The 20,517-nt window shown below is 48.0% G+C and carries 17 protein-coding genes; 10 read left to right on the plus strand and 7 right to left on the minus strand.

Features of this window, described 5'->3' with window-relative positions; genetic code table 11:
* The first annotated feature begins 222 nt into the window (after window positions 1-222).
* Complete coding sequence (ppdK, locus tag FNY66_RS13565) at window positions 223-2,856, plus strand: pyruvate, phosphate dikinase (protein WP_150311485.1); 2,634 nt, start codon at window positions 223-225, stop codon at window positions 2,854-2,856.
* A gap of 108 nt (window positions 2,857-2,964) precedes the next feature.
* Here ppdK and FNY66_RS13570 read toward each other — a convergent pair whose 3' ends face one another.
* Both FNY66_RS13570 and FNY66_RS13575 read right to left on the minus strand, forming a co-directional pair.
* On the minus strand, window positions 2,965-4,347 hold the full coding sequence (locus FNY66_RS13570) for a vWA domain-containing protein (RefSeq protein WP_150311486.1): 1,383 nt from the start codon (window positions 4,345-4,347) through the stop codon (window positions 2,965-2,967).
* Window positions 4,348-4,442: 95 nt separating this feature from the next.
* Window positions 4,443-4,694, minus strand: a complete 252-nt coding sequence (locus FNY66_RS13575; RefSeq protein WP_087152415.1) for a helix-turn-helix domain-containing protein — start codon at window positions 4,692-4,694, stop codon at window positions 4,443-4,445.
* Between the two features lie 113 nt (window positions 4,695-4,807).
* Here FNY66_RS13575 and FNY66_RS13580 point away from each other — a divergent pair, with 113 nt between their 5' ends.
* Window positions 4,808-5,284, plus strand: coding sequence for a hypothetical protein (locus FNY66_RS13580; protein ID WP_087152416.1), 477 nt, complete (start codon window positions 4,808-4,810; stop codon window positions 5,282-5,284).
* A 139-nt stretch (window positions 5,285-5,423) separates the two neighbouring features.
* Window positions 5,424-6,956, plus strand: coding sequence for a S1C family serine protease (locus FNY66_RS13585; RefSeq protein ID WP_087152417.1), 1,533 nt, complete (start codon window positions 5,424-5,426; stop codon window positions 6,954-6,956).
* Here the strand turns inward: FNY66_RS13585 and FNY66_RS13590 are convergent.
* From FNY66_RS13590 to FNY66_RS13600, 3 genes are read right to left on the minus strand one after another with little or no spacing between them, the layout of a single operon-like run.
* Window positions 6,919-9,090: a DUF6449 domain-containing protein gene (locus tag FNY66_RS13590; protein WP_150311487.1), complete on the minus strand. Its 2,172-nt coding sequence runs from the start codon at window positions 9,088-9,090 to the stop codon at window positions 6,919-6,921. The genes FNY66_RS13585 and FNY66_RS13590 overlap by 38 nt on opposite strands.
* Window positions 9,065-9,967 (minus strand): ABC transporter ATP-binding protein, encoded by a 903-nt coding sequence (locus FNY66_RS13595; protein ID WP_150311488.1) that lies wholly within the window; start codon window positions 9,965-9,967, stop codon window positions 9,065-9,067. Before FNY66_RS13595 ends, FNY66_RS13590 begins: the two co-directional genes overlap by 26 nt.
* Entirely contained in the window at window positions 9,960-10,337 is a 378-nt protein-coding gene (locus FNY66_RS13600) for a GntR family transcriptional regulator (RefSeq protein ID WP_150311489.1), read from the minus strand. The genes FNY66_RS13595 and FNY66_RS13600 overlap by 8 nt, the downstream gene beginning before the upstream one ends.
* 203 nt (window positions 10,338-10,540) lie before the next feature.
* Here FNY66_RS13600 and FNY66_RS13605 point away from each other — a divergent pair, with 203 nt between their 5' ends.
* The 5 genes from FNY66_RS13605 to folK all read left to right on the plus strand — a co-directional run bounded on the left by FNY66_RS13605 (window position 10,541) and on the right by folK (window position 14,762).
* Entirely contained in the window at window positions 10,541-11,914 is a 1,374-nt protein-coding gene (locus tag FNY66_RS13605) for a bifunctional folylpolyglutamate synthase/dihydrofolate synthase (protein WP_229409535.1), read from the plus strand.
* A gap of 19 nt (window positions 11,915-11,933) precedes the next feature.
* Window positions 11,934-12,497: a GTP cyclohydrolase I FolE gene (folE, locus tag FNY66_RS13610; RefSeq protein ID WP_087152421.1), complete on the plus strand. Its 564-nt coding sequence runs from the start codon at window positions 11,934-11,936 to the stop codon at window positions 12,495-12,497.
* An 80-nt stretch (window positions 12,498-12,577) separates the two neighbouring features.
* Window positions 12,578-13,069, plus strand: a complete 492-nt coding sequence (locus FNY66_RS13615) for an HD domain-containing protein (protein WP_150311494.1) — start codon at window positions 12,578-12,580, stop codon at window positions 13,067-13,069.
* A 60-nt stretch (window positions 13,070-13,129) separates the two neighbouring features.
* Complete coding sequence (gene folP / locus FNY66_RS13620) at window positions 13,130-13,954, plus strand: dihydropteroate synthase (RefSeq protein ID WP_150311490.1); 825 nt, start codon at window positions 13,130-13,132, stop codon at window positions 13,952-13,954.
* On the plus strand, window positions 13,947-14,762 hold the full coding sequence (gene folK / locus FNY66_RS13625; RefSeq protein ID WP_087152423.1) for a 2-amino-4-hydroxy-6-hydroxymethyldihydropteridine diphosphokinase: 816 nt from the start codon (window positions 13,947-13,949) through the stop codon (window positions 14,760-14,762). The genes folP and folK overlap by 8 nt, the downstream gene beginning before the upstream one ends.
* On the opposite strand, the gene FNY66_RS13630 is transcribed toward folK, so the two are convergent.
* Both FNY66_RS13630 and FNY66_RS13635 read right to left on the minus strand, forming a co-directional pair.
* A complete protein-coding gene (locus FNY66_RS13630) occupies window positions 14,752-16,176 on the minus strand; it encodes a DUF4367 domain-containing protein (RefSeq protein WP_150311491.1) in 1,425 nt (474 codons plus the stop codon). The two genes, folK and FNY66_RS13630, sit on opposite strands and share 11 nt — an antisense overlap.
* Before the next feature lie 15 nt (window positions 16,177-16,191).
* Window positions 16,192-16,740 (minus strand): RNA polymerase sigma factor, encoded by a 549-nt coding sequence (locus tag FNY66_RS13635; protein ID WP_330581354.1) that lies wholly within the window; start codon window positions 16,738-16,740, stop codon window positions 16,192-16,194.
* Between the two features lie 303 nt (window positions 16,741-17,043).
* Here FNY66_RS13635 and FNY66_RS13640 point away from each other — a divergent pair, with 303 nt between their 5' ends.
* Window positions 17,044-18,753: a [Fe-Fe] hydrogenase large subunit C-terminal domain-containing protein gene (locus FNY66_RS13640; protein ID WP_087152425.1), complete on the plus strand. Its 1,710-nt coding sequence runs from the start codon at window positions 17,044-17,046 to the stop codon at window positions 18,751-18,753.
* A 47-nt stretch (window positions 18,754-18,800) separates the two neighbouring features.
* Window positions 18,801-19,976 carry a SpoIIE family protein phosphatase gene (locus FNY66_RS13645; RefSeq protein WP_150311492.1) on the plus strand — a complete coding sequence of 392 codons (1,176 nt, stop codon included), beginning with the start codon at window positions 18,801-18,803 and terminating at the stop codon, window positions 19,974-19,976.
* Window positions 19,977-20,517 lie beyond the last annotated feature (541 nt).

Genomic DNA, 20,517 nt, shown 5'->3' on the forward strand with positions numbered 1-20,517 from the left:
TATCGGAAGCTGGATAACGACAACAGAAAATATCCGGAGAGGACGGAAAAAGGATATATCCGTACCATCTCCGGATCATGTTATTTGTGCACACAAAACACGTGTAAAGATTGTGCATCGTTTCCAGATAAAACGCTTGACGCACAAGCCTGAAACCATTAAAATATTATATGCGAAATAATGCGAAGTTATTAGCAAAATATTTGAGGAGGTCATTGGAACATGGCAACAAAATGGGTTTATATGTTCACAGAAGGTAACGCAACAATGAGAAACCTTCTTGGTGGAAAAGGTGCTAACCTCGCCGAGATGACAGGTCTTGGACTTCCTGTACCGCAGGGATTCACTGTTACGACAGAGGCTTGTACACAGTACTATGAGGATGGCAGACAGATCAACGACGAGATCATGGCTCAGATTATGGAGGCTATGACAAAGCTCGAGGAGATCACAGGAAAGAAATTCGGAGACAAAGAGAATCCGCTTCTCGTTTCTGTACGTTCCGGAGCAAGAGCTTCCATGCCGGGTATGATGGACACAATCCTGAACCTTGGTCTGAACGAGGAAGTTGTTGAAGCTCTGGCTGAGGCATCAGGCAATCCGCGCTGGGCTTGGGACTGCTACAGAAGATTCATCCAGATGTACTCTGACGTAGTTATGGAAGTAGGAAAGAAATACTTCGAAGAGCTCATCGACAAGATGAAAGAAGAAAAAGGTGTTACACAGGACGTTGAACTTACGGCAGAGGATCTTAAGACTCTGGCAGGACAGTTCAAGGCTGAGTACAAAGAGAAGATCGGTTCAGACTTCCCGGCTGATGCAAAAGAGCAGTTAGTAGGCGCTGTTAAGGCTGTATTCCGTTCATGGGACAACCCGAGAGCAAACGTTTACCGTCGTGATAACGATATCCCATATTCATGGGGAACAGCTGTCAACGTACAGATGATGGCATTCGGTAATATGGGAGATGACTGTGGTACAGGTGTTGCATTTACACGTGACCCGGCTACAGGAGCAAAAGGACTGTTTGGTGAGTTCCTTACAAACGCACAGGGCGAGGACGTTGTTGCCGGCGTTCGTACACCGATGCACATCTCCGAGATGGAAGAGAAATTCCCGGAGGCATTCAAGCAGTTCAATGAAGTGTGCCACACACTGGAGACACACTACAGAGATATGCAGGATATGGAGTTTACTGTAGAGCACGGTAAACTGTACATGCTTCAGACACGTAACGGTAAGAGAACAGCCCAGGCTGCTCTGAAGATCGCATGCGACCTTGTTGACGAGGGTATGAGAACAGAGGAAGAAGCTGTAGCTATGATCGATCCGCGTAACCTTGACACGCTGCTTCATCCGCAGTTCGACGCTGCTGCTCTTAAAGCTGCCACACCGATGGGCAAAGGCCTTGGCGCTTCACCGGGAGCTGCATGCGGTAAAGTTGTCTTCACAGCTGACGATGCTGTAGAGTGGGCAGAGAGAGGCGAGAAAGTTATCCTTGTTCGTCTTGAGACATCACCGGAAGATATCACAGGTATGAAATCTGCTCAGGGTATCCTGACAGTCCGCGGTGGTATGACATCTCATGCAGCCGTTGTTGCACGTGGTATGGGCGAGTGCTGTGTATCTGGATGCGGCGACATCGTTATGGATGAGGCTAACAAGAAATTTACACTTGGCGGAAAAGAGTTCCACGAGGGAGATGCAATCTCTATCGATGGTACAACAGGTAACATCTACGACGGAATCATCCCGACAGTAGACGCTACGATCGCTGGTGAGTTCGGACGTATCATGGACTGGGCTGACAAGTACAGAACAATGAAAGTCCGCACAAATGCTGATACACCGGAAGATGCTAAGAAAGCTGTTGAGCTTGGCGCTGAAGGTATCGGACTCTGCCGTACAGAGCATATGTTCTTCGGCGAGGGAAGAATCGATGCATTCCGTGAGATGATCTGTGCTGAGACAGAGGAAGAGAGAGAGACAGCTCTTGAGAAAGTCCTTCCGTATCAGCAGGGAGACTTCGAGGCTCTGTACGAGGCTCTCGAGGGTAACCCGGTAACAATCCGTTTCCTTGATCCGCCGCTTCACGAGTTCGTTCCGACAGAGGAAGAGGACATCAAGAAACTGGCTGACGCTCAGGGCAAGACAGTTGAGCAGATCAAAGCGATCATCGACAGCCTGCATGAGTTCAACCCGATGATGGGTCACCGTGGATGCCGTCTGGCAGTGACATATCCGGAGATCGCTAAGATGCAGACTAAGGCTGTTATCCGCGCGGCTATCAATGTGAAGAAGGCTCATCCGGACTGGAACATCGTTCCGGAGATCATGATTCCGCTCGTAGGCGACGTGAAAGAGCTTAAATATGTTAAGAAGTTTGTTGTTGAGACAGCTGACGCTGAGATCGCAGCAGCAGGCAGCGACCTGAAGTATGAGGTTGGTACAATGATCGAGATCCCGAGAGCTGCTCTTACAGCTGACGAGATCGCAAAAGAAGCTGACTTCTTCTGCTTCGGTACAAACGACCTTACACAGATGACATACGGATTCTCCCGTGATGACGCTGGTAAGTTCCTCAACGCTTACTATGACGCTAAGATCTTTGAGAACGATCCGTTCGCAAAACTGGATCAGACAGGCGTTGGCAAGCTGATGAGCATGGCAATCGAGTTAGGAAAACCGGTTAATCCGAACCTGCACGTAGGTATCTGCGGCGAGCACGGTGGAGATCCGAGCTCTGTAGAGTTCTGCAACAGCATCGGACTTGACTATGTATCCTGCTCACCGTTCCGTGTACCGGTTGCAAGACTGGCAGCAGCACAGGCAGCAATCGCTCAGAAGAACGCTTAATTTGATACACAGTTAAACGAGTATAAAGAATCAGCCACACCCCTTCGGGTGTGGCTGATTGTGCTTTTCTATTCTATCAGGAAGACCGGAAACGGTCTTTTTATCCTGTCAGACTGTAACAATCGTGTCACAGCATTTGTAGTCTGTATCAATGTTGTGCGCAATGACTCTGGCCCTCAGATTCCTTGCACCGCACATACCTCTTCCAGCAGCGCATGATACACTGAGATCATTCGGCAGTACAAAGCGGATACATTTTACAAGAATATCACGGCAGGCCGGATAGTTATGGGCAGGTATGGTGAATGTTTTTACTCCGCGGGGATACTCCGAGCCATTGCAGTCAATCTCGGTCAGGATGATGCCGAGCGCTACCCGTTTATACGGACATACACTCCGGACTGTCACGTTCAGTTCCACAATCCGACCGGTAGATTCCAGATAAGTGTCCCCCAGATCGACAACCGTGTAGTCCTCGCATCCGTCAACTGTGAAATTCACAGGTGTGGGACATGGTTCCGGTGTGACGGTGATTCCGCAGTCGACTTTTACCGCTGGATCAGGAAATGTGACAGAGTTTCCCTCTGTGTCCGAGTAGGTGATCGACTGGTTCACCGGTTTGGTGCCGGAACTCTGGGAAATATGCCTGATATAGAACTCAAGAGTTGCCCCTTCATTTCCGGATACTCCGAGTTCCGGAATTTTCCACTGCAGCGTAGTCGGATTAATCGACATTGCTGTCCCTTTTGTAGGAAGCAGAATGCTGGTGATGACAAAATCCGGATTGATGACTTCGTTGATCACGATGTTTGTCGCTCCGGGTCTGGAAATGTTGGCTGCCAGATCTGCAAATAAATCTTCGAGTTCAGAATCGTCAGGTGTAACAGCTACGTGAGATGCATCCGGATCAGTCGCCCAGTCATTGAGCACACTGACATCAATACCGTCAGCCCCGATAAGACCGATACAGTAGATGACAATTCCGGCAGCACGCGCGGCAGCTGCGACCGGCGCCGGGGGAGGTCCGGAAGTTGTTTTCCCGTCTGTAAACATCACGATGACTTTGGCGTTGGATGACATGGGGTCAAACAGGCCGGCTGCCACAGAAAATGCGTCGGCGTGGTTCGTTAATCCGCTGGCGCTCAGCGCATTTACAGCGGCTTTTAAGTCCGCTACAGAAGTAATGAGCTGCGTATCCGCCACTGCCGTATCGGAAAAACTGACGATGGCGATATGGCTTCCCGAGCCGATATTTCCATCCTGAGAACTGTCTGTCGCTTCATCGATAATATCGATAAAAGTATCTGCACCGGCTTTCAGATTCGTCAGCGGGCTTCCTGTCATACTGCCCGAGCGGTCCAGCACGAGGACAATATCTGTCGGATTGGACGAAATGTCGGGAGCGGCAGAGAGCGCAAGCGTTACTTTCAGAGTGCCGTCGCAGCCGATCTGAAGAGTATCAATCTGCTTATTAGAATTTGTAATACCCATTGTGTTACCTCCATATATTATTAGTTTGGAGAAGATGCATCCTCTTCTAATATCATATGAGGAAAGGGGCAAAAAGGTATTAGATGCAATAAAGATTATGAAAAATGACCGTCGATCAATTCGTCATAGGTAACTTCAAGCACTTCACAGAGCGCTTTCAGCTCAATGTCAGTAACATATCTTTTATTCGTTTCGATTCTGGTTATGACATTTTTGTCCATGTCGTATCCTTTTAATTGTAGATGATAGGCCAGGAGTCTCTGAGAATAGTTGCGTTTTTTACGCAGTTCTACAAGATTGGCGCTGATCAGATTTTTCTCCCCTGTCTTTGATCTTGGTTTCGGCATATGTATGGACCCTCCTTTCAGAATGTTTGTCTCATTTTCTGCACCACTTTCCTTGATTTTATATAACTGCAAATGTATAATCGGTTGTAAAAGTGAGACAAAAGGGAGCAAAGATGACGAAACGCAACAAAATGAAGACAAAAATATTGACAGTTTTGTGTGCAGCCGCTGTTCTTACAGTGTTTTGGCTTGCCTGTTCGGAGAAAGCAGAGCAGTGGCTGTGGGAACGGTCCGGTATTCCCGACGTGGTCAGCAGCACATGTGACGGATCGGAATGCCGCCTGACAGTAGTAGCTAATAGCGGATGCATTGAAGACAGGGAAGGATTTGCGCGTGAGGTCGCGCTGAAATACAGGGAAAATTCGTTTCGGTCGGTACGATTTTCGAGGGATACCGGCGGACAGCCTTCCATAGTGGATATCGCTGTTTATTTAAAGAAAAAAGATATCGGGAAGACAGATCCGGTCATGCGGATCTGTCTGGAATTTTCAGAAACAGAAAGAACATATGAGAGCAGAGAAGACGCCGCGGGAGAGTGCAGAATATATATAGATGACAATAGAATCGGAAATGACCGGGGTGAGGATTGAGAAACTCAGAAAACGTATGCGGATATCACAGTTTTTTACAATCTTCTTCATAATTCCGTCACAAATTTCTTATATCTTATAAAGTGTAAAAACGAAACAGGTCCGAAAGGATCAATGAAAGGGAAAGAGGCAGAAGATTATGAGTGAACAGTTTAATGATAATAAAAATGGTGAATATCATTTCACGGGTGAACAGTTAAATAATACATCAGCAAATGAAAATGCATTCAATGAAGCGTCAAGAAATGATGCGGCGAAGGATGCAGCATCGCAAAACGGATCGGCGCAGAACAACACATCTCAGTATGCCGGACCTCAAAACGCATCGTCACAGAATACATCATCATGGGGCAAGGCACCATACGGAACTGCATATAACAGCATGCCGCACAATGGAATGCCCCATACCGAAGCAAACGGACATGGAAGCAAACCGAAAGTAAAGAAACCCATGACAACAGGAAAGAAATGGGCGATGGTAGTGTCGATGGCTCTGGTGTTCGGACTGATCGCAGGAGGCACAATGTTTGGAGTCAATTCGATAGGCAATCTTATTACCGGAAGAGGAAATAGCTACACGCAGCTTTCCCAGACACAGACAACAAGCGGTTCCGGTACGAGTTCATCATCTGACAGCAGTTCTGGTACAGTGGCCGAAGTTGCCTCAAATGCAATGCCGTCACTTGTTACAATCTCTACAATGTCAGTTGAGGAGATGAGAAACTTCTTCGGCGGAACTCAGCAGTATGAGGTACAGGGAGCGGGAACCGGCGTCATCGTAGGAAAAAATGATACAGAGCTCTTGATTGCTACAAACTACCATGTGGTAGAGGGTGCGACCAGCCTCTCTGTAGGATTTATCGATGAACACAGTGTAGAAGCTGAGATAAAAGGGACGGATGTCAATAATGACCTTGCTGTTGTTGCAGTAAAATTGTCAGATATACCGGAAGAAACAATGAGTGAGATTAAGATCGCAACGATCGGAGATTCGGATGAACTGCAGCTCGGTGACCAGGTTGTTGCAATCGGAAATGCGCTTGGCTACGGACAGTCAGTAACAAGTGGTTACGTAAGTGCTCTTGACCGTGATCTGACTCTGACTTATTCAGATGGTACAACGATCGAGTCGACCGGCCTGATCCAGACGGATGCCGCGATTAACTCCGGTAACAGCGGTGGTGCTCTTCTGAATATGAAGGGTGAGCTGATCGGCATTAACGAGGCGAAGAGTTCCTCATCTACAAGCGGAGCTTCTGTAGATAATATCGGATTTGCAATTCCGATCGACAAAGCTCAGGATAGTCTCCAGGAGATGATGAATATGGAGACAAGAGAACGAGTAGATGAAAGCCAAGCTTCCTACATGGGAATCCAGGGATCAGATGTCTCTTCAGAAGTGACAGAACTGTATAATATACCGGCCGGTGTTGTTGTGGCACAGGTAGTAGAAAACAGCCCTGCAGATGAAGCGGGAATCCAGGAGGGCGACATTATTACAGAGCTGGACGGACGTACGATAAGCAGCATGTCACAGTTACAGGATACTCTCCAGTACTATGCGGCAGGTGAGACAGTAAATGTTGTAGTACAGAGATCCGGCAACGGCGGCTATGAGGCACAGACATTGAGCATCACGCTCGGTTCAGCAGCAGATGCACAGAATCAATAAAAACAGGATTGACACACATATAAGAAACAACAGGCGGCGGGAATTCTCCCGCCGCCTGTGTCGCATATCCTAAGGTGTTTCCGTTCCGATACCAGATATCAACATAATTTGATGAAAATGATGTGTTACCCATTATTCCTGCAGAATAAGGTTCTGTATATTCCAATATCAGGGAAATGTCTTCCGGATCAGAGGTTTCTATACGAGTCTCTTCATTGTAAGTAGTTACTGTAGCATTGTCTGAAAGAGAGGAAACCAATTCCCCGTAATCTCCGTTCTGCCATGAATCAGAGGAGAGGGTAAATGTTATGGACTCTACTTCCTGGGGATCGATTTCCGAGCGCAGCGTACATCCATAGTCTTCCAGCAGATTCAGCGTATTTGTATAATCTGAATAAATGTACAGCATTGGCAGAGAAATTGTCATGGGCTCCCCGGCAGTATCTGCCTGGTAAGGATCAGGAAGATACAGGGTAAGTTCACCTACAGGAGTGCCGTCGATCAGAGTGTCAGCGCTTACAGACAGAACATCTTTCTCATATGCGTCCAGCAGGGCGTTGTACTGCGCTTTGTCCAGATCGGCTGCCTCTTCCTGCCCGTATAAATTAGTCAGATAGATGTCAGAGACGTCGCTTCGGTCAACATGAAAGATGGGAAAAATATCCCGTCTGTAATCCTCGCTCTGAAGTAATTCACGGAGTGCGTTTTCTGCTTTGTCAATATTAACAGCATACCGGCGCATTACTGTATTTCCGCCGGAAAGTTTGTACTGTAACAGAACGGCGGCATACCGGGAGGAATCAAAATCATCGGAGTAAGAATCCTGGGCATTTATTCCGTTTTTGAGATTATCAATCCCGTTTTCTGCCAATTCATAGAGAAGATCTGTATATTCGGCAGGGACGAAGTACCCGAGCTCTGAGGTGTAATAAGGCACAGTTTCCGGGTAAGAAAAATATTGAGAGAACGAATCAGGGTGAAAACTTATCGCCTCAATCTCGCCCCTCTCCGGCATGTATGTGTCGTATCCCGTGAGATCAAACTGGAAAATGCACAGGATAAGAGCGGTACCTCCAATTGTAATAAGCGAAGAACGCCATCCTTTGAGCAGCATCTTCATATCGTTATGATAGATAAATTCAGTAACAGCGCACAGCAGCACAGCAAAGAACAGACTAAGCGGAAGAAGCCAGAGTGTCTCGGAGGTCAGCGTCAGCTCCTGCGTCATAGAAGCAATAAAGATTGCGGTCGGGATGCAGATGAGTACTTTGGCAATAGGGGCGGCAAGTGGAAATGGCAAAGTATTTCCAGCTGCCTCGGACGGATACATCCGATAAAGAAGGACTGCGCCCGTGATCAGCAGGACCGAAACAAGAGCTGTACTGATCAAAAGGAGTGCACCGAGGGTTCCTCCTGCGCTGTCCGAGATCAGAGCATCGAACAGGCTGACAGGGGATATATGCAGGGCGAGTTTCTCTGGAAAAGATACTATGCCCGAGGAATAGGTTTTAAAAAAAGTAGCCTGGAGAGAGGTGAAATTACTTACTATCAGGAGAGGGTACACCATCACTGCCAGAGATGCGAGAAGGGCTGTAGCGGTCCGTCCGGTGAGCATAACTGCCAGTACGCATGAATTGTATATAACAAACATTGCAAGGATACCGCCGGCGGCTGCCAGAGTGCAGTTCGCAGCTGCTTCCGGTGACATGATGTCGCTTGCAGCGCCAATGGCTGCTGCAAGTGAGGTGCAGATCAGATATGGAACCAGCAGTATGATCAGGCCGGCCAGGTATGCAGAGGAAAACCATTTTTCCCGGCGAACAGGCAGAGCGTGATAAAAATCCATTTTCTCCCGTGAATGAATGTAGCTAAAACCTGTCATCGCGGAAAGAATCGGGAGCAGAGCAAGGATTATGAAGAGATAGCCATTGTCTCCGTTTAGCAGTCCGGGTAAGCTTTCGGCGATGCTGCTTCGGGAAGAAGATCGCACAAGCTCCTCGGATCTGCTGCTCAGATAGAGCATTGTGTTTACCGGGATGATGAGGAAGAAAATGACAGAAGACAGGGCAGTAAGCCAGCTTCTTTTCCGGATATCTTCCAATATAAGTCTAGCACAGGAAATCTTTGATGTCATAACCAGCTGCCTCCGTTTCGCTAATAAATATTTCTTCAAGTGTCAGGGGAAGAGCCTCGACAAAGAGAGGAGCTTCCGCTTGTGCAAGTTGCAGTACTTCTGAGCGCTCTCCCCGGACAGTCAGAGTCAGGAGTGAACCGGTGCGCTCCAGTTTCAGAATGTGAAGACTTCGTATCAGCTTCTGCTCCCGGCAGGAATTGCGGAATACACACTGCAGCTTGCAGATATTGCGTTTGATCTGGTCCAGATCCTTAGTAAGCAGGAGTTTTCCACGGTGAAGCAGACCAATACTGTCGCAGATGTCTTCCAGTTCCCTCAAATTGTGCGAGGAGATTACCGGGGTAAAGTCGCGATTTATAATCTCTGCAGCAAACAGGCTTTTAACAGCCTGGCGAACTAAAGGATCCAGCCCGTCAAAAGTCTCATCACAGAGCAGATATTTTGTCCCGGAACATAAGCCCAGCAGTATATTTACCTGTTTTTTCATTCCTTTGGACAATGTACTGATCCTGCGTTTCGAATCGAGTCCGAATCTCCGGACAAGAGAGTCAAATCTTTTTCGGTCAAATGTCGGATAGATCATGGCATAGTAATCACGCATCCTCAGTATATCAGCGTTTGGGAGAAAGTACGGCGAATCAGCAAGAAAACAGATTTGAGATTTTATCTCCGGGTTTTCGTATACTGTTTTTCCGTCTGAGAGGATCTCTCCGCTGTCAGGCTTAACAATTCCGCTGATCATACGCATGAGAGTACTCTTCCCGGCGCCGTTGGATCCGATCAGGCCGAAGATCATACCGTTATGGATGGTTCCGGAGATATGATCTATGGCGTGGATGTCTGAAAATGTTTTGTCGATATCTTTTAATTCAATCATTTGTATCCTCCTTTCCATACAGCATGTCAACGACTGCGATGAATTCTTTTCGTGAGATCCCAAGTTCTTTTCCCTGTATCAGAAGATTATTGACTTCTTTCAGGAGGGAGGCTTTTTCCTGCTCAGCAAGTCTGGCAGTATCCGCCACATAATTCCCGCGCCCTCTGACAGGATAAATATATCCCCGTTGTTCCAGCAGAGAGAATGCCTTCTGTATAGTGTTCGGATTGATGGAAAGATCCATGGCAAGCGAACGTACAGAAGGCATCTGGCTGCCGGGAGGGAGTGCGTCCCGCAGGATCATCGCCTGGAAACGTTCAGCAATCTGTTCATATAGAGGCAGTTTGCTCTGATAGTCGATAGTAATCATAATTTCCCTCTTTTTGAAATATATAAGTGTTTGAAGTGTACTAGTATTAACGGTACGCTAAATATAACATGTAATGAATATAAAGTCAATTTGAGAGGGAGAAAAGCTTGTGTATCGTAGAAAATAGTGCTATGATATCCGTGTTCTGCTCTATGGGATGCAGAATAGATGTATAATTAAATACGGAAAGGAAACGATAGAACGTGACCTATAGAGAAGCAAGGGTATATTTGGACGAAATGTCGAAATACGGAAGTGTACTTGGCTTGGATACGATTCGAGGTCTGTTGCGTGAACTTGGGGATCCCCAGGATGACTTGAAGTTCATACATATTGCAGGAACGAATGGCAAGGGATCTGTGCTTGCATACACTTCGATGATATTGAGTGAGGCAGGATACAGGATCGGGCGGTATGTTTCACCGACAGTGGTTTCCTATCTGGAGCGGATTCAGATAGACACAGAGTGGATATCTGAGGACAAGTTCGCAGAACTGACCATGAGAGTAAGAGACGCTATTGCCCGGCTTGAGGCTGCGGGAAAAGAGATTCCCACAGTGTTTGAGATAGAGACGGCAATAGCTTTTTTATATTTTAAGGAAATGAAGTGTGATCTGGTTGTGTTGGAGGCCGGACTTGGAGGCGAGCTGGATGCCACCAACATCATTAAAAATACAGTGTGCGCAGTATTTGCCAGCATCAGCCGGGATCATCTGGGAGTACTCGGGAATACGATAACAGAGATCGCGGAGAATAAAGCCGGCATCATAAAGCCCGGCTGCGCGGTGGTTTCTGCCTGTCAGACAGATTGTGTGGCAGAGGTCATAAGAAGCAGGGCTCAGAGATATGGATGCACTTATGTCCAGGCAGAACCGGAGTGTGTGAAGATCGGGCAGGAAGATTATCACGGAATTTATTTTTCCTACAAGGAATTCACAGAAATGCATACAGTGATGGCAGGAAAAAATCAGATAGGAAATGCCGCGGCCGTGCTGGAGCTTATCTGTGTGCTGCGTCGGATGGGATATCATATTGCGGATGATGCGGTAAGAAGAGGTATGGAACGTACAAAATGGCCGGGAAGATTCAGCTGTATCGGCGAAGAGCCGGTGTTTATCCTCGACGGCGCCCACAACGAGGACGCAGCCCGAAAACTCAGAGAATCAGTGGAAGCCTATTTCCCGGGGCGCAGGCTGATCTGTATTATGGGAGTATTTAAAGACAAGGAATATGACCGGATCGCGCGGATCATGGGCTCTCTGGCATCGGTGATCTATACAGTGGATCTGCCGGACAGGAAGCGTGGACTCCCGGCAGAAGACCTGGCGGAGATACTGAAGGAATACTGTCCCTGTGTGAAGTGTCCGGGAAGATATGGACCGGGAGAAAAGCGCGGGCCGCAGAAGCAGTCAGCGCCGCGACAGGAAAGCAGAGACAGCATGTCTCAGCAGTCATCTGTGGACTGCGCAGTGCAGGCGGCTCTTCTCGAGGCAGAGAGAAATGATGTGATCCTTGCCTTCGGGTCATTGTCCTATCTGCATCAGGTAAAAGAAGCGTATGACAGAGCAGTATGGTAAAAGGAAAGAGGAGTAAGAGATGATCGATCATGATAAGATAGAACAGGCAGTGAGACTTTTCCTTGAGGGGATCGGGGAGGACGTCACGCGGGAAGGTCTGCAAGATACACCTGACCGGATCGCCAGGATGTGCGAGGAGCTGTACGGGGGCATGGAAGACGACGCATCGGTGCATCTGTCGAAGACATTTTCTGTTGACAGCAATGAAATGGTGATAGAGAAAGATATTACATTTTATTCTACATGCGAGCACCATATTCTTCCGTTTTACGGTAAGGCGCATATTGCGTATATTCCGGATGGGAAAGTCGTGGGCTTAAGCAAACTTGCGAGGACGGTGGAAGTATTTGCCAGGCGGCTGCAGCTCCAGGAACAGCTTACAGGGCAGATCGCGGATGCCCTGATGGAATATATGCAGCCGAAAGGAGCTCTCGTGATGGTTGAAGCAGAGCATATGTGCATGACCATGCGCGGGATCAAGAAGCCGGGAAGCCGTACCGTGACAATGGCGAAGCGGGGCGTGTTCGAGTCGGATCCGTCGCTGGAAGAGAGATTCTTCCGGATGATCGGGACAAACGTATAAGCAGGACGGAACACAGGCAGGATTGGACATCAGACGGATGAGAGAGCCGGCACTGAAGAAAGGACTACAAAATGAACGGGATGAAAAGAGTGAACGCGATCCTTGCCCATCCGCTGTATCGTGAATGTTACACGAGACTTGAGGAATTGGAGAAAGACCGTATCTTCTGTCGTCACCAGATGACACATCTGCTCGATGTGGCGAGGATTGCATATATTTCTAATATGGAGCAGGGACTCGGAATTGAAAAAGAAGTAATTTATGCGGCGGCTCTTCTGCATGATATAGGGAAATATGTTCAGTATGAGGATGGAACGCCTCACGAACAGTCGGGAGAAAAGATCGCTTCTGAAATCCTCGGGTCGCTTTCGGAAAAAGATGCTTTTTCCGATGAGGAGAATCGCATGATCCTGACGGCTATCCGGGGGCATCGGAGACTGAGAGAAGATGCAGACGTCCTTGAGAAACTTTTGTATACAAGCGATAAAGCGTCCCGAATGTGTTTTGCATGTCCGGCAGAGGGTGAATGCGACTGGAGCACAGAAAAGAAGAATATGGAGCTGAAAATATAGACGGAAGGTATGCCAGCAGCTTTGCAGCTAAAGAGAATCAAAAACAGGGAGACTACAATTATGAAAATAGGCAGCAGGGAATTTGATACAGAACACCAGACATATATTATGGGAATCCTGAATGTGACCCCGGATTCTTTTTCCGACGGAGGAAAGTACAGCCGGATCGACGCAGCGCTTGAGCATGCGGAGGAGATGATCGGCGAAGGCGCGGATATCATCGATGTGGGCGGCGAATCCACCAGGCCGGGACATGTGCAGATCACAGATGAAGAAGAGATAGCCAGAGTAGTCCCGGTCATTGAGGCGCTGAAGTCACGATTTAACATACCGGTCTCAGTGGACACCTACAAAAGCGCGGTGGCCCGGGCAGCGCTTCAGGCGGGAGCAGATCTTGTCAATGATATCTGGGGATTGAAATATGATCCTCAGATGGCGCAGATTATTGCCGGGAGCGGCGCAGCATGCTGCCTGATGCACAACAGGGATAATACCGATTACGGGCAGTTTATCCCGGAGTTTATGGAAGATATGAGGGAGTGTCTTAAAATTGCGGATAAGGCGGGAATTGCGCGGGATAAGATCATCCTCGATCCGGGCGTGGGCTTCGGGAAGACGTACGAGATGAACCTGGAGATCATCAGCCGGCTGGAAGTGATGCACGAGCTGGGGCTCCCGATCCTTCTGGGAACATCGAGGAAATCTGTGATCGGGCTGACACTGGACCTGCCGCCGGCGGAACGGGAAGAGGGAACGCTCGTGACTACGGTCTATGGAGTGCAGAAAAGATGCGCTTTTGTACGAGTGCATGATGTGGAGAAAAATAAGAGGGCAGTGCGTATGACGCAGGCGCTGATGAAATACGGAGATGTAAGACATGGATAAGATAAAAATCAAAGATCTCGAAATATTTGCAAATCACGGTGTATTTCCGGAGGAGAATGTACTGGGGCAGAAGTTCGTTGTGTCTGCGGAGCTTTATACGGATACGAGAAGAGCCGGCAGGACTGATGATCTGACGGAGTCCATCCATTACGGACAGGTCAGTGCATTTATTGACATGTGGCTGAAAAAGCATACATATAAACTGCTGGAGAGCGCGGCGGAGAATCTTGCAGAAGAGCTGCTGCTGAAATATCCGGGGCTGAAAGCGATACGCCTGGAGATCAAGAAACCGTGGGCGCCGATCCGGCTGCCTCTCAAGACCGTGAGTGTGGAGATCGAGAGGGCGAAACATACTGTATACATTGCCATGGGCTCCAATATGGGCGACAGGGAAAAGTATATCAAAGATGCAGTCCAGAAGCTGGACGCAGTCAGAGGATGTACAGTCAGATCAGTCTCAGAACTCATTGAGACGCCGCCCTACGGAGTGACAGATCAGGATGATTTCCTGAACGGATGCCTTGAACTTGAGACGCTGCTCACCCCGCGGGAACTCTTAAAAGAACTGAACCGGATCGAGGCAGAATCAGGGCGCGAGCGCATTGTACACTGGGGACCGCGGACACTGGATCTGGATATCATTTTCTATGACGATATAACAGTTCAGGAAAAAGACTTGTGCATCCCGCATGTGGAGATGCACAAGAGAAAATTTGTTCTGGAGCCGCTGTCGCAGATCGCTCCGTACAAGCGTCATCCGGTGTACGGAAAGACCGTGACGGAGATGCTGGAAACGCTTATTCTGTAACTTTCACATATAGCTCCGGCGTGTCTGCGGCTACGGCGCCGATGTTAAAATACTGCATATACGCACTGTCCAGACAGTCATTGTCTGCAACATAGACGGAGGTGCATTCAATCTCTTCCCCGGGATGAATAGTGGTAAAGAGTTCTTCTGTCTCTCCGTTATTTGGCGCACTTTGATAGAACGGGAAGCCGTTAGTTGTAAGCCTTTTCCAGCTTTCCTGCGCCGGAGAGGATTTGTCACGGGGCTGGGAAAGTCTGTAAGTCCCGTTCCCATTTTCATCAAGATGCCGCAGGAAAGGAGAGAGATAGACGTCCTGTGCCGTGTCTCCGGTATTGCGGATTTTTGTCGTTACGATGATGAAAGAAGCTTCTGCACTTTCTGTCTTCCGACTGGCCGCGTTCGTAAAACGTTCATGGGGCTTTAAAGAACCGTCCTCATTCACGTATTCCGCCAGTGTAGAGTCATAGTCTACAATAAAATTCTCTTCTGGAAATTCATCAGGTGGCAGGGTATCCGTGACCTGGATATCAACAGCCTGATACTCGATTCCGTGATCGTATATGCTGCCATCAATCTTCATTACGTCATTCAGCCCGCGGATGGAATCATCGGTGATACCGGAGGCTGCATTCTTGATCTCATTCTCAATCCTCTGATTCTCCTCGTTTATCGCTGCAATTTCTTCTTCTGTCGGATATGGAACCGTGGTGTCGAGTACTTCGATGTCCAGTCCCTCTGCGACTCTTACCGCCTCATCATCTGCCAGATCAGGACCGTCCAGATATACATGCACGGCATAGCCCCATTCCTCGTTGAATACAAAGATGTTCTGTATGGTTTCATCACTGTCAATATAGTCTCCCTCACTGGAAAAAATATCTACGCTCATTCCCTGGATATCGACTGTCTTGACAAAGCTGTCCTCGTTAAACGGAGCATGGAGCGGATCGTCCTGCGTCTGAGATATCTCATAAAGTTCGGCTGCGTTGTACGGGATGACCGACATGCTTCCTCCTGTTTCCTCGTTGTACCATTTGCTTTCGTATGGCCCTTCTTCCTGATAGACATATCCCTCCGGAACGTAACCCGGTGTGACCTGGATCTCATGTGCTTCTTTTTCCGCCGGGTCAATAGCAAGAGAATAGGTAAGTTTATCCCCTTCCTGCGTGAGCTGTGCACTGAAAAACTGTCCTGCCGCGTAAACCGTGACTCCCAGACCTGCGACCAGCGCGGCAGCCGCGGCGATCGTCCCCCATGCCTTTCGTTTTCTTTTGTGAACCCTGCGGGTCCTGTTCTCGTTTGTGAGTCCAAGATCACGGTATGTGTCGTTGATCTTCTGCTCGACAGGATCTGGAATTTTTACGCTGCTTTTTAAGATGCGTTCCATTTCTTCCTGAGAATATATTTTCTTCAAATTTCGTCCTCCTCTCTAATTTTGATGAACTGTTTCCTGTACGGTCCAGAGTTCCCTGAACTTACTGCGCCCTCTGGAAAGCCGTGTTTTTACTGTGTTTTCCTCCATATCAAGAAGCTGGGCAATCTCGCTGATCTTAAATCCTTCTCCATAGTATAGAAGGAGTATTGTCCGGTATTTTTCATCGAGGGAATTCATAAGTTCATTGAATTCGTAATTATTAAGTTCCATACTGCTTTCCCCATATTCGGGAAATTCGCTGACAGGATGTTCCCGTTTATTTTTGCGGAGAATATCGATACATTTATTGATCAGGATACGAGTCAGCCAGGTGCGGAAATATTGAGCCTCCGCCAGATGGCTGATAGACCTGTAGCAGGTCTCGATCGTGTCCTGAATGGCGTCTGCGATATCTTCGTCATTTGTAAAATAAGACCGGGCAACTTTATACATACTCTGTTTATTCATTTCTATCAGCCGGACAAATGCCCGTCCGTCGCCCTGCTGTGCTTTTGTGACAAGATGTTCCAGAGAGATCCCCTCCTTTCTTTCTGCCGGGTACATGGAAGCTGTTTCCTCCTTTCCGGTACTAGCTGCGAAATTACAAGGCTTGGAGCGTATTGTCCCCTTGTACACTGACGCTACATAAATTAGACGGAGAAAATTGATAAAAAGTTTCACATATATCAACATTTTATCATAGCATTATCCTTTGTACGCCGGCGCTGAGATAATTTTCGGAAAAAACATGTATAATAAATCAATAGTGTGGATATTCTACGATCCCTCTGGTAAAATAATGACAATAGAGAAAATTCAATTAAGAAGAAATATGTGCGGAAATCAAGCCAAAGGAGGAACGATGTTATGCAGGTCATTGATTTTAAAGACGCCAGATGCCGGCACTGTTACAAATGTGTGCGCCACTGTGCGGTGAAAGCCATATCAGTCAGGGATGAACAGGCGCGTATCATGGTGGATCACTGCATTAACTGCGGACGATGCCTGGAAGTCTGTCCCCAGAATGCGAAGACATTTGCCAGTGATCTTGATCATGTGAAGTCATATTTAGAACAGGGATATAAAACAGTCATATCAATTGCCCCCTCCTATGCCGGCGTACTGGACTTTGAGAGGCCCGGGCAGATTGTAGATGCACTTCAGAGACTTGGATTTTATGAGGTACGTGAGACTGCTGAAGGAGCAGCTCTTGTGACGCATGAATATAAGAAGCTGGTCAGAGCAGGCGAGATGTCCAATATTATTACAACATGCTGCCCCAGTGTGAATGACCTGATCGAGAAGTATTATCCGGACTGTGCGAAGCTGATGGCACCTGTGGTTTCTCCGATGATCGCCCACGGGCGTTACATAAAGAAAATGTACGGACCTGACGTGAAAGTTGTATTTCTGGGACCGTGTATCGCAAAAAAGCAGGAGGCTATCGGTGATGAGAGGGTGAGAGGCGCCATCGATGCGATACTGACATTTGAAGAACTAGCGCTGTGGCTGAAAGATGCCGGGATCGATCTTCATGCCTGCGAGGACAAACCGATGGGGAATCCCGATCCGAAGATCAATCGGCTGTATCCGGTGAGCGGCGGCGTGATCCAGTCCGTGATCACGGAAGAGGATGCAGACGGATATCATAAAGTGTTCGTGGACGGGCTTGAGAACTGTATGGAAATGCTGGAGTGTTTAAGAAACGGAGAACTCGACCACTGTTTCATAGAAGCGAACGTGTGTGAGGGCGGATGTGCGAAAGGACCGGCATCTGCGCACTGGAATACATCTTATGTAAAGACAAAAGTAAAGATCGAAAATGTCGTCTCCTACAAAGCCGCCAGGGATCTGCCGGAGATGAGCGCGGATGAAATGCATAAGAAATTCGGAGATCACAGTATCTCGGATATCCGGCCGTCTGAGGAGCAGATCAGAAGGATTCTGCGCTCTACCGGGAAATACACCCCGGAGGACGAATTGAATTGCGGGGCCTGCGGATATTCTACCTGCCGGGAGAAGGCTGTTGCTGTATTCCAGGGGAAGGCAGAACTCTCTATGTGCATGCCGTATGCGCTGGCGCAGGCGGAGTCCATGTCAAATGTGGTAATGGATGTGACCCCGAATATGATCTTTGTTGTCGGAAACGATATGAAGATTCTCGACTGCAATATAAAAGCGCAGGAACTGCTTAGAGTGGGGCATGAAGAAGCGGTCCAGAGGTATATTTTCGAGTTCATCGAGACAGAAGATATCGAGACGGTCCTTCTTACGAGAGAACCTGTTCTGCGTAAAAAGATAAAACTGGAAAAGGGGACTGTCATAGCGGAAGAGACAATCGTATACATAGAGAAACTGGATGCCCTTCTTGTCATGTTCCGGGATGTGACGAGAGAAGAAAAGATCAAAGAACAGCATTATAATCTCAAAGTAGAGACAGTGGAGATGGCGCAGAAGGTCATTGAAAAACAAATGATGGTGGCACAGGAGATTGCAGGGCTTCTTGGAGAGACGACTGCAGAGACGAAAGTGACGCTCACCAAATTGAGAGATTCAATCCTGAATGAGGAAGATTAGCGAAAAAACCGGTCCAGACAGCCGGAGAAGAAAGGTGGGATCAGCCTATGAGTGTGAGTATCGATGTGGCATGGAAGAGCCTGAATAAATATCAGGAAGAATTGTGCGGAGATAAAGTGGAAATCATTAAGACCGAGGATTCGGATATCGTGATCCTTGCCGACGGAATGGGCAGCGGCGTCAAAGCAAATATTCTGGCAACGCTGACTTCAAAGATACTGGGAACCATGCTCTACGAAGGAGCAGAGATTGAATCCTGTGTGGAGACGATCGCAAAGACGCTTCCCATCTGTAAAGTGAGAAAAGTAGCTTATGCGACATTTTCCATTCTTCAGATATTCCACAATGGAAACGCTTATCTGGCAGAATTTGATAATCCGTCGTGTGTGTTTATCCGGGATGGGAAGATCGTGGATTATCCTTGTGAGACTCGTGAAATTGAGGGAAAGAGGATCCGCGAATACTGGTTTGCGGTGAAGAAAAATGACTGTTTCGTCCTGATGAGCGACGGCGTTGTCTACGCCGGAGCAGGTTCTATCCTGAATCTTCAGGGGTGGACATGGGAGGCGGTGGCGGAATATACACTGAAATGTACGAAGAAGTCGCTCTCTGCTTCAAGGCTGGCCGTTATGCTGAGCCAGGCATGCGATGAGCTGTACGAGGAGAGACCCGGGGACGACACGACAGTAGCGGTGGCCAGAGTTATAGAGAGGCGTGTGGTCAATATCTTTACAGGACCGCCGAAAGCAAAAGAAGATGATGAACGGCTGATGCATGATTTCATTCATTCCGAAGGGAAGAAGGTTATCGCAGGGGGAACAAGCGCTAATATCGCTGCCAGGGTGCTGGGGCGTGAGATCACGACAAAAGTGGACAGCCGTAATCCAGACGTGCCGCCCATGGCTGTGATAGATGGTATTGACCTTGTGACTGAGGGCGTGCTGACTCTGGGGAAGAGTCTTAAGCTTCTTAAAAAATATGTGAATGACGAATTTGACGCAGAATTCTTTGATGAACTGGATGCCGATAATGGAGCCTCGCGTCTGGCAAAACTCCTCATTGAAGAGTGCACGGAGCTGAATCTCTTTGTCGGGACAGCAATTAATGAAGCCCACAAAGATTCAGAGCTGAATTTTGAGCTGAGCATGAGACAGAATCTGGTGGAACAGCTGATCAGGACGATGGAAAAGGCGGGGAAACATGTGAAAGTGAAGTATTATTAAATTCCGGATTTATCGAACAGAAGCCACTGCGGTAAATAGTAAAGATATGCTAACCGAACAGTGGACACAGAAAAAGAAGATACTGCAACGCTGTGCCGACCCGCTTTACCTCATCCCCTCGAATCCATGTAACGCGGTATTAAAACACTCGTTCATTGGAACTCGCATTTTAATATCGCTAACATGGAGAACGAGGTGTATTCGGAACGCTCCATGTCGATGCACAGCTTATGCAGTATCTTCTTTTTCTGCTGTCTCATCCGGCCAGTAGTATACTTATCTTCAGCCGCAGCACCATCTTTCAACAAATCCTCATCCTGCTCGGTAGAAAAGGGATCGTAGTCGAAAAAGTGCGGGACATGTTCTTTCCGTTTGAATTCGATTTTCGGGATGGGAAAGAAAGCAGACGGGAGGTATGTATTGTGTACGCACCGTTGGAGCGGCGTCGGCACTTAGAGCGCGTCTTCTGCGCTCTTATGTACCGTTACGCCGCGACCGAGTGAAAACGTGTGCGCTAGCAATACATACCTCCCGGCGGACT

The sequence above is a fragment of the Mediterraneibacter catenae genome, assembly GCF_008691045.1.
Classification (GTDB): domain Bacteria; phylum Bacillota; class Clostridia; order Lachnospirales; family Lachnospiraceae; genus Mediterraneibacter; species Mediterraneibacter ornithocaccae.